The organism is Delftia tsuruhatensis (assembly GCF_903815225.1).
In the GTDB taxonomy this organism is placed as follows: Bacteria; Pseudomonadota; Gammaproteobacteria; order Burkholderiales; family Burkholderiaceae_C; genus Comamonas; species Comamonas tsuruhatensis_A.
Window position 1 is genome coordinate 1,869,141 of sequence record NZ_LR813084.1, and the last position, 14,958, is coordinate 1,884,098.

The following is a 14,958-nucleotide window of genomic DNA, read 5'->3' on the forward strand; positions in this document are numbered from 1 at the left end:
GAGGGAGGGTGCGCACAATTCCTGAATGGACCGGCGGCCTGCTGCTTTTTACATTGGCAGGCATCCCCATTCAATAGAGGCTCTCCCATGACGCATTGGACCCATCCGACCGAATTCCGCCAGCAGGTGCGCAGCGGCCGCTTTCGCGGGCAGACCGCCGGGCAGTGCCCTGGCTACACCCAGGGCAATCTGGCCATCGTGCCGCGCGAATGCAGCGAGGAGTTCCTGCGCTTCGCGCGCCTCAATCCCAAGTCCTGCCCGGTGATCGGCGTGACAGAGCCCGGCAGCAGCCGTGTGCCCGAGCTGGGCGATGTCGATCTGGTGACCGACCTGCCGGCCTACTGGATATTGCGCGACGGCCAGCCTCCCGAGCAGGTGCATGACCTGTCCGGGCTCTGGCGCGATGATCTGGTGGGCTTCGTCATCGGTTGCTCCTACTCCTTCGAAGACGCGCTGCGCGAAGCGGGCGTGCCCGTGCGCCACATCGACGAAGGCCGGGGCGCGCCCATGTTCATCACCAGCATGGCCAACGGACGGGCCGGCCGTTTCGGCGGCCACATGGTGGTGAGCATGCGGCCCATGACGGCGGCCCAGGCCATCCGCGCCATCCAGGTGACTTCGCGCTTTCCCAGCGTGCATGGCGCGCCGGTGCATCTGGGCGACCCCGCGCAGATCGGCATCGCCGATATCGAACGCCCGGACTTCGGCGAACCCATGGCGCTGCGGCCCGGCGAGATCCCGGTGTTCTGGGCCTGTGGCGTGACGCCCCAGCAGGCCATCCGTTCGGCGGCGCTGCCGTTTGCCATCACCCATGCGCCGGGCCACATGCTGGTGACCGACCTGCGCAACAGCCACCTGGCCGCTTTCTGAGGCAGGCACGCGTCCCGCAAGGCCCGCTTCGGCGGGCCTTTTTGCTGTGCGCAATCTGCGATGGAAGGCCCGTATCTGTTCAGTTTTCATGAACAGGCAGGGCGAAAACTTCTCGATGGACTGGCTCCGGGCGCACTTTTAGATTCGATAGCCAGTGATGGAGCAGGGGCCGCGGACCCCGCTGCATTGCAAGGCCTTCCCCGATTTCCCATTCGAGACAAACGATTTCCTGCACCATGCAACAAGCTTCCCCTTCCCCCGACAAGCGCTGGCAATTCTGGATAGACCGTGGCGGCACCTTCACCGATGTGGTGGGCAAGCGGCCGGACGGCAGTCTGGTCACGCACAAGCTGCTGTCCGAGAATCCCGAGCAGTACCGCGATGCGGCGGTGGCCGGCATCCGCCATCTGCTGGACCTCAAGCCCGGCGAGCCGGTCACCCCGGACCGGGTCGAGTGCGTGAAGATGGGCACTACGGTGGCCACCAATGCGCTGCTGGAGCGCAAGGGCGAGCCCACGCTGCTGGTGACTACGCAGGGTTTCCGCGATGCACTGCGCATCGCCTACCAGAATCGGCCGCGCCTGTTCGACCGCCATATCCAGCTGCCCGAGCTGCTGTACCGCGAGGTGGTCGAGGCCCGGGAACGCATGGACGCCCAGGGCCGGATCGTGCAGGCGCTGGACCAGGCCCACCTGCGGGATGCGCTGGCCGCCGCCCATGGACGCGGCCTGCGCAGCGTGGCCATCGTCTTCATGCACGGCTACCGCTACACCGAGCACGAGCAGGTGGCCGCGCGCATTGCCGCCGAAGCGGGCTTCACGCAGGTCAGCACTTCGCACGGGACCAGCCCGCTGATGAAGTTCGTGAGCCGGGGCGATACCACGGTGGTGGATGCCTATCTGTCGCCCATCCTGCGCCGCTATGTGCAGCAGGTGGCCGGCGAGATGCCGGGCGTGAAGCTGTTTTTCATGCAGTCCTCGGGCGGTCTGTCGGATGCCGCGCGCTTTCAGGGCAAGGATGCCATCCTGAGCGGGCCGGCCGGCGGCATCGTGGGCATGGCGCGCACGGCCGGCCTGGCCGGCCATGACAGGGTGATCGGTTTCGACATGGGCGGCACCTCCACCGATGTCAGCCACTACGCGGGCGCCTTCGAGCGCGAGTTCGAGACCCAGGTGGCGGGCGTGCGCATGCGCGCGCCCATGATGAGCATCCACACCGTGGCTGCGGGCGGCGGCTCGGTGCTGGCCTATGACGGCGCGCGCTTTCGCGTGGGACCGCAAAGCGCGGGGGCCAACCCCGGGCCGGTCAGCTACCGCCGTGGCGGCCCGCTGGCCGTGACCGACGCCAACGTGATGGTGGGCAAGATCCAGCCGCTGTATTTCCCCAGCGTCTTCGGCCCGGCCGCCAACGAGCGCCTGGACGCCGATGCGGTGCGCGCGCGCTTTGGCGAGCTGGCGCGGCAGACCGGGCGCCCGCCCGAGGAGGTGGCCGAGGGCTTCATCCGCATCGCCGTGCAGCAGATGGCCAATGCCATCAAGAAGATCAGCGTGGCGCGCGGCTATGACGTGACGCGCTACACGCTGCAGTGCTTTGGCGGCGCAGGCGGCCAGCATGCCTGCCTGGTGGCCGATGCGCTGGGCATGTCGCGCGTGTTCGTGCATCCGCTGGCCGGCGTGCTCAGCGCCTATGGCATGGGTCTGGCGGACCAGACGGTGATTCGTGAACAGGCGATGGAGGTGGCGCTGTCTGTTGCGGCCTTGCCGCTGATCGCGGAATCGCTGGATTCGCTGGGTGACGCTGCCAAGGCAGAGCTTGAGCGCCAGCAGGTAGGTGCCGGCCCCGTGCAGGTACATCACAACGTGCATGTGCGCTATGAGGGCACGGATTCCGCCCTGGCCGTGCCTTTCGGCGGACTGGACGACATTCGGTCGGCCTTCGAGTCGGCCTATCGCCAGCGGTTCGCCTTCCTGATGGCGGGCAAGGGCCTGGTGGTGGAAGCCGTTTCCGTCGAAGCCGTGATTGCGGGCGATGCGCCCAGCGAGCCGGTGCTGCAGGAACATCCGCCGCGCGAGCATCCGCGCCGCGAAACCGTGCGCATGTACTCCGACGGTGCCTGGCATGACGCGGCCCTGGTGGTGCGCGAGGACCTGCGGCCCGGCGACGCCATCCCAGGCCCGGCCATCATCGCCGAGCGCAATGCCACCACGGTGGTCGAGCCCGGCTGGCTGGCGCGGCTCACGGCGCTGGACCATCTGGTGCTGGACCGCGTGGTCGCGCGCAAGGTCGAGTACGCGGCCGGCACCTCGGTGGATCCGGTGCTGCTGGAGGTCTTCAACAACCTGTTCATGAACATCGCCGAGCAGATGGGCCTGCAGCTGCAGAACACGGCCTACTCGGTGAACATCAAGGAGCGGCTGGACTTCAGCTGCGCACTGTTCGATGCCGAGGGCCACCTCATCGCCAACGCGCCGCACATGCCGGTGCACCTGGGCTCCATGGGCGAGAGCATCCAGACGGTGATCCGCAGGAACGCCGGGCGCATGGCGCAGGGCGATGTCTATGTGCTCAACGATCCCTACCAGGGCGGCACCCATCTGCCCGACATCACGGTCATCACGCCCGTGTACGTGGCCGACGAGGCGTCACCCACCTTCTACGTTGGCAGCCGGGGCCACCATGCCGACGTGGGCGGCATCACGCCCGGCTCCATGCCGCCGTTTTCCACGCGCATCGAGGAAGAGGGCGTGCAGATCGACAACTTCAAGCTGGTCGACCGCGGTGTGCTGCGCGAGCGCGAGATGGTCGAGTTGCTGCAAAGCGGCGCATACCCCAGCCGCAATCCGCAGCAGAATCTGGCCGACCTGAAGGCCCAGATCGCGGCCAACGAAAAGGGTGCGCAGGAACTGCGCAAGATGGTGGCGCAGTTCGGCCTGCCCGTGGTGCAGGCCTATATGGGCCATGTGCAGGACAATGCCGAGGAGTCGGTGCGCCGCGTGATCACGCGGCTCAAGGACGGGCAGTTCACCCTGCCCCTGGACAACGGCGCGCGGATCCGCGTGGCCGTGACCGTGGATGCGGCGGACCGCAGCGCGGTCATCGATTTCTCGGGCACCAGCGAGCAGCAGACCCACAACTTCAATGCGCCGCGCGCCGTCTGCATGGCCGCCGTGCTGTATGTGTTCCGCACCCTGGTGGACGATGACATTCCGCTGAACGCGGGCTGCCTGAAGCCGCTCAAGGTCATCATCCCCCAGGGCTCCATGCTCAACCCGGACCCGCCGGCCTCGGTGGTGGCCGGCAACGTCGAGACATCCACCTGCATCACCAATGCGCTGTTCGGCGCGCTGGGCGTGATGGCGGGCAGCCAGCCCACCATGAACAACTTCACCTTCGGCAATGCGCGCCACCAGTACTACGAAACCATCGCGGGCGGCAGCGGCGCGGGCGTGGTACTGGATGCACAGGGCCGGGCGGAGCGGGGCTTCGACGGCACCAGCGTGGTCCAGACGCACATGACCAATTCGCGCCTGACCGATCCCGAGGTGCTGGAGTTCCGCTTTCCCGTGCGACTGGACAGCTATGAGATCCGGGCAGGCTCGGGTGGCGCCGGGCGCTGGCGTGGCGGCGATGGCGGCGTGCGGCGCGTGCGCTTCCTGGAGCCGATGACGGCCAGCATCCTGTCCAACGGCCGCCTGAATCCGGCCTTTGGCATGGCCGGGGGCGCGCCGGGACAGCCCGGCACCAACCGCGTGCTGCGCGCCGATGGCCAGGTGCTGGATCTGGCGCACATCGGCGCCGTGCAGATGCAGCCCGGCGATGTGTTCGAAGTCTCCACCCCGGGTGGTGGCGGCTACGGGGCGGCTCCATAGCCCGCGACCCGGAGAAAAGACCGGGCCCCGGGACAGGGGTCTGGTGCATGCGACGAGATAGCCACGACGATGCTTCGGAGCACCGAAGCGCAAGGAGACATTCGGATGACACGTCCTGACGACACCGCGGCCCTGGCCGCCGATACGCCCCGGGGCCACTGGCTGGGCCAGCTCGATGGCAAGGAAAAACGCGCGCTGGGGGCCTCGTTCGGCGGCTATGCCGTCGATGCCTTCGACTACTACACGCTGCCCCTGGTCACCCCCATCCTGCTGGCGCTGTGGGGCATGAGCAAGACCGAGGTCGGGCTGATAGGCACCTCGACCCTGGTGGCCTCGGCCCTGGGCGGCTGGCTGGCCGGCATCCTGGCGGACCGCTACGGCCGTGTGCGCGTGCTGCAGTGGACGATCGCGGTGTTCGCCCTCTTCACCTTCGCCTGCGGCCTGGCGCAGACGCCGGGCCAGCTGCTGGTGGCGCGCACCTTGCAGGGCCTGGGCTTTGGCGGCGAATGGGCCGTGGGTTCGGTGCTGATCGCGGAGACCATCAGGCCGGCCTTCCGGGGCAAGGCCGTGGGGCTGGTGCAAAGCAGCTGGGCCATAGGCTGGGGCGCGGCCGTGCTGGTGTCCATGGCCCTGTTCTCGCTGCTGCCGCCCGAGATCGCCTGGCGCGCGATGTTCCTGCTGGGCCTGCTGCCGGCGCTGCTGATCCTGTTCATCCGCCGTTCCGTCAAGGATCCCGAGGTCTATCTGAAGACCCGCGCCGCCGTGGGCCGGGGCGAGCGCAGCGGGCACTTCCTGGACATCTTCAAGGGCGGCATGCTCAAGACCACCCTGCTCGCCAGCCTGATGTTCACGGGCATGCAGGGCGGCTACTACGCCATCGCCGTGTGGCTGCCCACCTTCCTGAAGAACGAGCGCCACCTGACCGTGCTGGGCTCGGGCGGCTACCAGTTCATGTTCATCGCCGGGGCCTTCGCGGGCTACCTGTGCGGTGCCTACGCTTCCGACCGGCTGGGCCGGCGCCTGGCCTTCGTGCTGTTCGCCGTCGGCGCCGGCAGCCTGGCCTACGCCTATACGCTGCTGCCCATCACCGATGCCTGGATGCTGGTGCTGGGCTTTCCGCTGGGCTTCTTCATGTCGGGCATCTTCAGCGGCGCGGGGGCCTTCCTGGCCGAGCTGTTTCCCAATGAACTGCGCGGCTCGGGCCAGGGCTTTTGCTACAACTTCGGCCGGGGCATAGGTGCGACCTTCCCGGCGCTGGTGGGGGTGTTCAGCGACCGGCTGGGCCTGTCGCTGGGCACGGCCATCGGCCTCTGCGCCACGGCCGGCTACGCGATGGTGGTGCTGTTCGCCATGTGCCTGCCCGAGACGCGGGGGCGGGACCTGGCGGCGCAGTGAGGCGCCTGCCGAGTCCTCAGCACCGGCTGCCGCGCCGTCAGTAGCTGCCCATGTAGTCGCGCTTGCCCACTTCCACGCCGTTGTGGCGCAGGATGGCATAGGCGGTGGTGACGTGGAAGAAGAACTGCGGCAGGCCGTAGTGCAGCAGGTAGGCGCTGGCCGACAGCTTCTTTTCCTTGGGCGTGCCGGGACGCAGCACGATCTCGCGGCCATCGGCTTGGTCGAAGTGTTCGGGCGCGAACGAGCCCACATGGTCCAGCGCCTTGGCGATCAGCGCCTGCAGGTCGGCAAAGCTGGTCTGCGTGTCGGGCCACGAAGGCACCTCGGCGCCGGCCAGGCGCGAGGCGATGCCCTTGGCGAAGTCCGCAGCAATCTGCACCTGGCGCACCAGCGGGAACATGTCGGGGAACAGGCGGGCCTGTAGCAGGGCATCGGGATCGATGTTCTTGTGCGTGGCGTGTTCCTCGGCCTTCTTCAGCACATCGGACAGGGCGCGCAGCATCTGCTGCAGGACGGGGATGGAGGCGGTGTACAGGGGGCTGGTCATTGCGGGCTCGCTAAGGATTGTGAAGGGCTGGCAATCGCATGCATCTGCATCCATCGCCAGCCGGCACAGGCTAACAGCAACTGCTTTCACTTGCCGCCTGCGCTAGCATGCGCGCCATGCAAATCCCTGAAGCCGCTCCCTCGTTCGCAGGCCTTGGCCAGGCCGGATTCGGCGCCGCCATCTTCGACATGGACGGCCTGCTCATAGACTCCGAGCCCTTCTGGAAGCGTGCCGAGCGCGAGTCCTTTGCCGAGGTCGGCATCGACATCACGGCCGAGATGTCCCGCGTGACGGCGCCCATGACCACGGCGCAGGTTGCCGCGCACTGGTATGCCCACCGGCCCTGGCAGGGGCCCAGTCAGCGCGAGCTGGAGAGCCGCGTGGTCGCGCGCGTGGCGGCCCTGGTCAGCGCGCATGGGCAGGCCCTGCCCGGCGTGCGCGAAACACTGAGCGCCTGCCGCGCCCTGGGCTGGCGCGTGGCGCTGGCCTCGAACTCTCCTTTGTCTTTGTGCCACCACACCCTGGATGCGCTGGGCCTGCGGCCGGCGTTCGACGCCATCGTCTCGGCCGAGCAGGTGGTGCGCGGCAAGCCCGCGCCCGACATCTACCACTTCGCGGCGCAATGCCTGGGCGTGCCGGCCGGGCGCTGCCTGGTGTTCGAGGACTCCGTCTCGGGGACACATGCGGCGCGGCAGGCCGGCATGACCGTCATCGCCGTGCCGTCCGAGGACCAATGCTTCGACGGGGCGCAGCCTGCGCCGCACTGGGTGGTGCCCACGCTGTTGGCGCTGCATGGGGCAACGGGCCGGTAAGGCATCCGCAGCACTCGCATCGCATGGCGCGTGCCGGCTGCAAAGGTGTTGATGAGAACCATTCTCAGTACAATCGCCGCCCGTGCCGTCCTTCTTCGTCCTGTCCGTTTCCCATGCTGGCCTGCCTGCCCGCATCCAGACCGCCGTGCCGGGAGGCTGCCCGTGAGCGTGCGCGTGCCTGGCGCGGACGATGATGCCGCTCCCTCGCTGCTGGCCCGCGTGTATGAGCGCTGGCACCAGCCTCTGCGCCGCCTGCTGGGCCGGCAGATGCGCAACCGCGAGGATGCGGAGGATGCGGTGCAAGAGGTCTTCGTGCGCTATGCAGCCTCGGGCAAGGCCCTGCCGCCCGAGGAGCAGGAGCCCTATCTGCGCGTGATCGCCCGCCATGTATCGCACGATGCCTGGCGCCGTTCGGCGGGCGTGCCGGGGCGCGAATCGGTCTCGCTGGATGAACACATGGAACTGGCGCAGCAACTGCCGGCCGGCGAAGGTTCGGACCCCGTGCAGGCCGCGCACCACCGCGAGCGCCTGGGCCGGCTGGAGCAGGCCATGGCCGAGCTGCCCGAGCGCCGCCGCGAAGCCTTCGTGTTGCACAGCATCGACGGGCTCACGCAGACCGAGGTGGCGCAGCGCATGGGCATCTCGCGCCGCATGGTGCACAACCATGTGACGCTGGCCATGGCCTATTGCGAGCTGCGCGTGCAGTATGGCAGCGCCGAAGACATGCGCCTGATGCAGGGCCTGCTGGCGCAGGCCGCGACGGACGGGGAGGGCCGGGAATGACGCTGACCCCGCAACGCTTGCAATTGCATGCCCGCGCCGCCGACTTCTTCGCCCGCCGCCGCGAAGCCGACTGGACCGGTGCCGACGAGCGCGAACTTGATGCCTGGCTGGCCGCCGACCCGCAGCACCGCAGCATCTTCCAGAGCCTGGGGCGCACGGTGCTGGACCTGCAGCAGCTGCGCCGCCCGCCACTGGCCAGCGATGCGCCTGCGACGCGGCCAGCCAGGGCCGACGGCCCGCGTGCGCAGCCGCAAGGCTCCACCCAGGCGCCGCCACGCCAGCGTACCCGCCACGGCTGGGCGCCTGCCTTGCTGTCGGCGGCCCTGGCCATGCCGCTGGCCGTGGGCGGGGGCTGGTATGCCTGGGACAACCACGCAAGCCATGTGGTCGAGATGGCCACCGGCCCCGGCGAGGTGCGCGAGGCCGAACTGCCCGATGGCACGCGGGTCACGCTGAATTTTTCCTCCAGGCTGCAGGTGCGTTACTACCCGCGCCGCCGCGAAACGGTGCTGGACCAGGGCGAGGCCTTCTTCCAGGTCGCGGCCGACCGGTCACGGCCCTTCACCGTGGACAGCGGCGCCAGCCAGGTCCGCGTGGTGGGCACGGCCTTCAATGTGCGCGCCGGGCCGCCAGCGCTGGTGGTCAAGGTGCTGGAGGGCAAGGTGGAGCTGCGCCCCGATCGCCATTCGCCGGACGACCGGCGCCTGCTGCTGGGCGCGGGCGCAGGCATGTCCGTCGATGCCCGTGACGGCACACGGCAGCCGCTGACCGCGGGCGCGGACACCGTGGGTGACTGGCGCAGCGGCCAGCTGGTGTTCCAGCAGGCACCGCTGACCCAGGTGGCAGCCGATCTGGCCCGCTACCTGGGCCAGCCCGTGCGCGTGGACGGCGATGCGGGGCTGGCCGCGCTGTCCGTGTCCGGTGTGGCGCTGACCGGCAAGCCCGAGGTGTTTCTGCGCTCGCTGCCCCATTTGTTGCCGGTGCGGGTGCAGGGCGATGCGCAAGGCGGCTGGCGGATCTCGGCGCACTGAGTGCTTTCCCTTCTTTTGTAAAAAAATGTAAATAACCCGTTTTCCTGGTCTCGCCACATTCCCACTTTGGCGCGAAGGCGGGTTTTACCTTCATGGAGGGCGGGATTTCTCGCCTCCATGGTTGCCAGCCAGGCCGCTGCCCAGTGCACAGCTCAGCCAACAACCGCGACGGCCGCGCACGTGCGTGGCGGGTGGACGCTCAACTGCCTGCCACCCACCGCGCACACCGCGACAGCGGGCAATGGACACAGTGCAGCAGGAGCAGGGATGCAAGCAGGAAAAGAACAGGGCAGCGCCACCATGGGCGCGGGCATTTGGGGAGGAGAGTTTCAGCACAGGGGCAGGCCATGGCGGCGGGCAAGGATGCCGTCGCTGGTAACCGCCGCCCTGGTTGCGCTGGCGCAGCCTGCGGTGCAGGCGCAGCAGCCATCGTCCGTGCAGGCGGGCCAGGCAGGGGAGCTGGCCTTCAGCATCGCGCCCCAGCCACTGGCCGGCGCGCTGCGCCAGTTCACGCAGCAGGCCCAGCACCAGGTGCTGTTCGATCCGCAGATCGTTGCAGGCCGCACTTCGCCGGCCTTGCAGGGCCGCTTCACGCCGCGCCAGGCGCTGGACCGGCTGCTGGCCGGCACGGGCGTGACCGTGATCGATGCCGTACCGGGCGCCTACACGCTGAAGGCACCGGCCAGGGAGCCGTCGCCGGCAGCCGATGCTGCGCTGGGCACGGTGCTGGTCACGGCCCAGGCACACGCTGGCGATACCACGGAGGGTTCGGGCTCCTATGCGGCCTCGCGCGTGTCGCTGGGCAAGGGGCAGAGCGTGCGAGAGACGCCGCAGTCCATCTCCGTGGTCACGCGCCAGCGCATCGAGGACCAGGGCCTGGTCTCCGTGGGCGACGTGATGCAGCAGACCACGGGCGTGACGGTGGACTACGCGGGCTCGGGTGGCCTGGGCGGCACGGCCAACAGCTTTTACGCGCGGGGCTTCCAGATCAGCAATGTCCAGATCGACGGAGCGGCGGTGGATGCCTTCAGCCAGGGCACCTTCGACCCCAACATGGCCATGTACGACAGCGTGCAGGTGATCCGCGGCGCGGACGGCCTGTACAGCGGCAATGGCGAGCCCGGCGGCTCCATCAACCTGGTGAGAAAGCGCCCCACGGCACAGCCGCAGGTGCTGGCCTCGGCCTCGGTGGGCAGCTGGAACCAGCGCCGGGCCGAACTTGATGTGGCGGGTCCCCTGGCTGCCGATGGCCGGGTGCGCGGCCGCGCCGTGCTGGCGCACAGCGACCGCGAGTTCTTCTATGACTACGCCGATGCGCGCAACACCTTGCTCTACGGCATCGTGGAAGCCGATCTCACGCCTGCGACCAAGCTGACCCTGGGCGGCAGCTACGACAAGTCGGCCAGCCTGCCATGGCGCAGCGGCCTGCCGCGCGCGGCCAATGGCGACGATCTGCACCTGCCGCGCAGCACGGCGCTGATGGCCGGATGGGGCCACTACGACAGAACCAACAAGGAACTGTTTGCGCAGCTGGAGCAACGGCTGCAAGGCGACTGGCGCGTCCGAGCCCATGCCAACTACGTCAAGGTCGACAGCGACAGCCGTCTGGCGGACATGTCCGGGGCGGTGGACCCCTCGACTGGCCTGGGCGCGGCGCTCAGCGGGTTCTCCAACGATTTCTATTCCACCAAGAAGGCGCTGGATGCCAACGTCAGCGGAACGTTCTCCCTGCTGGGGCGCAGGCACCGGCTGCTTTTGGGCGCGGACTGGGTCAAGATCCGCGACACGCAGGACACCTTTCTCTCCGAGGTGGATACGCCGGCAGGGGGGATCAGTGTGTTCGGCTTCGACCCGGGCGCCATTCCCCTGCCCAGCTTCGTCTGGAAGACGCGCAGCTTCGCGGGCTATGGCGCCACGCAGAAAGGCCTGTACGGCCGGCTCAACCTGAGCCTGACGGACCGCCTGACCGCCATCGTCGGCGCGCGCCGCGCCAGCTACGACACGCAGACGCCCTGGCTGCGTTTCGACCGGGCCGGCAATCTCACCAGCCGCATCGTGTCATCCTATGGAGAGAGCGGCATCTTCACGCCCTACGGTGGCCTGGTCTACGACATCGACGACCGCTGGACTGCCTACGGCAGCGTCGCCGAGATCCACAAGTCCCAGGCCAGCAAGCTGGGCGGGCCCTTGCCCGGCACGCCGCTGGACCCCATCAAGGGCCGCAATTTCGAACTGGGTGCCAAGGGCGAGTTCAACGAGGGCCGGCTGATGGCCTCCATGGCCCTGTACCGCATAGAGCGCAATGGCGAGGCCGTGGCCGATCCCTCCTACCCCAACACCGACATCGGCGACGCGGGCCTGAACTGCTGCTCGCTGAGCAAGGGCAAGGTGGTCAGCCAGGGCGTGGAAGGCGAGATCTCGGGCGAGCTGGCGCGCGGCTGGCAGCTCTTTGCCGGCTACACCTTCAACCGCAACCACAACAAGACGCCGGGCATCGAAGGCATCTACCACTCCGTCACGCCCAAGCATCTGTTCAAGCTGTGGAGCACCTACCGCCTGCCCGGCGAGCTGTCGCAATGGACGATTGGCGGTGGCGCCAATATCCAGAGCGCGCATTTCGTGAGCGGTTCGGCCAATGCCTTCAATCCTGACACGGGCAAGTTCGATGGCGCGGCCGTGCCCTTCAAGTTCAGCCAGGGCGGCTATGCCGTGTGGAATGCCAGCGTGCAGTACCGCATCAACCGCAACTGGCAGGCCGTGCTCAACCTGAACAACCTGTTCGACAAGGTCTACTACCGCACGGTGGGCACCAGCGGCGGCAACAACTGGTATGGCGAGCCACGCAATGTGATGCTGACGCTGCGCGGAACGTTCTGAGGCACCCCTTGAGGGGCTGCGCCGCTTCCCCTTCTATTCGGAGGGGGAAGCACACCATCTGAGCGTGGCGCCCAACGCCAGCGACCTGCTGGACAAGTGCTGCTACGTGCCTTCGTACAACACGCTGTCGGGCAACAACTACCACGGCGCACCGCGCTCGCTGCTGCTGACGCTGCGCTAAGCGCCGCGTACCTGGCGCGTGTCATGCGGCAGCGGCCGCCGCAACGCCGAACTCCTCGCTGTGCGCCTGGGCACCGTCGTCGAACACCAGGCGGCGCTCAGGCCAGCGCATGGCGGCAAGCTTGAAACGCTGCTGCGGGTCCTCGCCCGCCAGGCGGGCGTTCCAGCGGCCGCCGACCGAGTAGTCCACGCAAAACACATTGCCGCGTCGGCCGTGCCAGGACAGTGCCCCCGTCTGGCCGAAGAGGTTCTCGGCCTGGGCGCCGTGGAATGACGGGCCGCCGCGATTCAGTCGCCGCCAGTAGTGGCCCACGACCACGGCCTGGGCATCCTCATATTCATTCCACCAGGCCACGCGCTCGACGAAGCGCCACTTGCCGCCCGCATAGAAGGGGTTGCGGCATTCGCGCTCCACGCCCGAGGTCAGCACCTTGAGCGGGTTGACCATGGCCTTGGCCAGTTCGCTCTCGCTGTGCGCAGGCAGGAAGGGTGGCAGCCAGTTGCGGTCCTCGAGGTCGTGGGGCCACTGGCGCCGCTCGGCACGCATGCGTTCGGCCACCTTGCTGACCTGGGCCTGCTGGGCCGCGACGGATTCGTAGTGGTCGTAGGCACTGCGCGCACTGCCCAGGGGCAGCTCCCGGGCCATGGCGATCTGCCGAGGACGCCATGCCGCGTGGACGATGCGCAGGTCTTCGCGTTCCAGTGCGATGGGCAGGCGCCCCAGCAGGCCCAGGGTGGCGGGAATCTCCTTCACAGGCATGCGTGCGAAGGGCGCGTACTTGGGGGTGTCGGAGGCCACGCGGCTGTCGAAGAACCAGCCAGAGCCGTCCTTTGCATCCTCGCGCAGCAGGTTGATCTCGTGATTGCCCAGCACGGCCAGCGCCTGGCCCGAGGCCAGCATGGGCACGACGAGCGCCAGCACGCCGGGACTGTCGGGGCCACGATCGCAGAAGTCGCCCACGAAGACCAGGCGGCGGCCCTCGGGGTGGCGGCCCTGGGCGTCATATCCCAGATGCACCAGCAACTGTTCCAGCGCCGAGGATTCGCCATGGATGTCGCCGACGATGTCGAGCGGACCGGGGGGCAGGGGCTGGACGAGGCTCATGGCGGAAAGATGCAAAAGACGGCGCAGGCTTGGAAAACCGACATTATCTGCACAGACCCGTCGTGCCCGCCAGCCCCGTTTGCGACAGGACTGTGTCAGCGCCGCTGCATGCGCACAAAGCTGTAGGGCAGGCCGTTGGCTGCCACATGGCGGCTGCGCGAGGCTTCCCGCCACTCGGGGCCCAGCGTGGGAGCGAAGGCGTCGCCTTCGTAGTCGCGTTCGATTTCAGTCACCTCGATGCTGTCGGCCAGCGGAAGGGCCTGGGCATAGACCTGGGCGCCGCCCATGACCCAGACGCTGTCGCCGGCCTGATGGCCCATCTCCAGCGCCTGCTCCAGGCTGGCGGCATGCAGCACGCCGGGGGCGGCGGGTTCGGGTGACCAGCCCGCCTGGCGTGTGACGACGATGTTGGTGCGTCCCGGCAGCGGCCGAAAGCGGGCCGGCAGCGAGTCCCAGGTCTTGCGGCCCATGACCACGGCCGAGCCCTGGGTCAGCTGCTTGAAATGGGCCAGGTCCTCGGGCAGGTGCCAGGGCATGGCGTTGTCCTTGCCGATGACGCCGTTGGCCGAGCGTGCGTAGATGAGATGGACGGTCATGCGCGTGCCCCGGGATTCAGACGGCCACGGGCGCCTTGATGGGCGCGTGGTGCTGGTAGCCCACGACCTCGAAGTCCTCGTAGGCGTAGTCGAAGATCGATTCCGGCCGGCGCTTGATGTTCAGCGTCGGGTAGGCGAAAGGCTGGCGCGCCAGCTGGGTCTCGACCTGGGTGAAATGGTTGTTGTAGATGTGGCAGTCGCCGCCGGTCCAGATGAAGTCGCCCACCTGAAGGTCGCATTGCTGGGCCAGCATGTGGGTCAGCAGCGCATAGCTGGCGATGTTGAAGGGCACGCCCAGGAAGATGTCGGCGCTGCGCTGGTAGAGCTGGCAGCTGAGCTTGCCGTCGGCCACGTAGAACTGGAAGAAGGCGTGGCAGGGCATGAGGGCCATCTGCGACAGCTCGGCCACGTTCCAGGCGCTGACGATGATGCGTCGGCTGTCGGGATCGGTCTTGAGTTGCCTGACGACCTCGGCGATCTGGTCGATGTGGCCACCGTCCGGCGTGGGCCAACTGCGCCACTGCACGCCGTAGACCGGGCCCAGGTCGCCGTCCTCGCGCGCCCATTCGTCCCAGATGGTGCAGCCGCGTTCCTGCAGCCAGCGCACATTGCTGTCGCCGCGCAGGAACCACAGCAGTTCCAGGATGATGGACTTGAGGTGGACCTTCTTGGTGGTCACCAGCGGAAAGCCCTCGGACAGGTCGAAGCGCATCTGGTGGCCGAACACGCTGCGCGTTCCCGTGCCGGTACGGTCGGTCTTGGACACGCCGTGCTCATGGACACGGCGCATGAAATCTTCGTACTGGGAGCGGGCGGGGCGGGGCGCGGAAGTCATGTTCATGAGCCGGATTATCCCTGGATGAAGATGCGATCTTGTCCGACGGTTTCCATGC

Annotated in this window: 11 protein-coding genes; 7 read left to right on the forward strand and 4 right to left on the reverse strand. The window is 68.1% G+C overall.

Annotated features, from left to right (window positions below; genetic code table 11):
* Nucleotides 1-87 precede the first annotated feature (87 nt).
* The 3 genes from L1Z78_RS08440 (at nt 88) to L1Z78_RS08450 (ending at nt 6,134) form a co-directional block, all read left to right on the forward strand.
* On the forward strand, nt 88-870 hold the full coding sequence (locus L1Z78_RS08440; protein WP_234641080.1) for a putative hydro-lyase: 783 nt from the start codon (nt 88-90) through the stop codon (nt 868-870).
* Nucleotides 871-1,106: 236 nt separating this feature from the next.
* The gene (locus L1Z78_RS08445) at nt 1,107-4,739 is read left to right on the forward strand and encodes a hydantoinase B/oxoprolinase family protein (RefSeq protein WP_234641081.1); all 3,633 of its coding nucleotides are present in this window, start codon (nt 1,107-1,109) and stop codon (nt 4,737-4,739) included.
* Between the two features lie 105 nt (nt 4,740-4,844).
* The gene (locus L1Z78_RS08450; RefSeq protein ID WP_234641082.1) at nt 4,845-6,134 is read left to right on the forward strand and encodes an MFS transporter; all 1,290 of its coding nucleotides are present in this window, start codon (nt 4,845-4,847) and stop codon (nt 6,132-6,134) included.
* A 37-nt stretch (nt 6,135-6,171) separates the two neighbouring features.
* On the opposite strand, the gene L1Z78_RS08455 is transcribed toward L1Z78_RS08450, so the two are convergent.
* Nucleotides 6,172-6,681, reverse strand: a complete 510-nt coding sequence (locus tag L1Z78_RS08455) for a DUF1993 domain-containing protein (RefSeq protein WP_234641083.1) — start codon at nt 6,679-6,681, stop codon at nt 6,172-6,174.
* A gap of 116 nt (nt 6,682-6,797) precedes the next feature.
* On the opposite strand from L1Z78_RS08455, the gene hxpB reads away from it, so the two are divergent.
* From hxpB to L1Z78_RS08475, 4 genes are all read left to right on the forward strand, one after another.
* Nucleotides 6,798-7,493 carry a hexitol phosphatase HxpB gene (gene hxpB / locus L1Z78_RS08460; RefSeq protein WP_234641084.1) on the forward strand — a complete coding sequence of 232 codons (696 nt, stop codon included), beginning with the start codon at nt 6,798-6,800 and terminating at the stop codon, nt 7,491-7,493.
* 162 nt (nt 7,494-7,655) lie between these two features.
* Nucleotides 7,656-8,276, forward strand: coding sequence for an RNA polymerase sigma factor (locus L1Z78_RS08465; RefSeq protein WP_234641085.1), 621 nt, complete (start codon nt 7,656-7,658; stop codon nt 8,274-8,276).
* On the forward strand, nt 8,273-9,307 hold the full coding sequence (locus tag L1Z78_RS08470) for a FecR family protein (RefSeq protein WP_234641086.1): 1,035 nt from the start codon (nt 8,273-8,275) through the stop codon (nt 9,305-9,307). The genes L1Z78_RS08465 and L1Z78_RS08470 overlap by 4 nt, the downstream gene beginning before the upstream one ends.
* Before the next feature lie 267 nt (nt 9,308-9,574).
* Entirely contained in the window at nt 9,575-12,184 is a 2,610-nt protein-coding gene (locus L1Z78_RS08475) for a TonB-dependent siderophore receptor (protein WP_234641087.1), read from the forward strand.
* A 202-nt stretch (nt 12,185-12,386) separates the two neighbouring features.
* Here L1Z78_RS08475 and L1Z78_RS08480 read toward each other — a convergent pair whose 3' ends face one another.
* From L1Z78_RS08480 to L1Z78_RS08490, 3 genes are all read right to left on the reverse strand, one after another.
* Nucleotides 12,387-13,469 (reverse strand): metallophosphoesterase, encoded by a 1,083-nt coding sequence (locus L1Z78_RS08480; RefSeq protein ID WP_234641088.1) that lies wholly within the window; start codon nt 13,467-13,469, stop codon nt 12,387-12,389.
* 95 nt (nt 13,470-13,564) lie between these two features.
* The gene (locus L1Z78_RS08485) at nt 13,565-14,065 is read right to left on the reverse strand and encodes a dihydrofolate reductase (protein WP_234641089.1); all 501 of its coding nucleotides are present in this window, start codon (nt 14,063-14,065) and stop codon (nt 13,565-13,567) included.
* Between the two features lie 16 nt (nt 14,066-14,081).
* Complete coding sequence (locus tag L1Z78_RS08490) at nt 14,082-14,906, reverse strand: thymidylate synthase (RefSeq protein ID WP_234641090.1); 825 nt, start codon at nt 14,904-14,906, stop codon at nt 14,082-14,084.
* Nucleotides 14,907-14,958 lie beyond the last annotated feature (52 nt).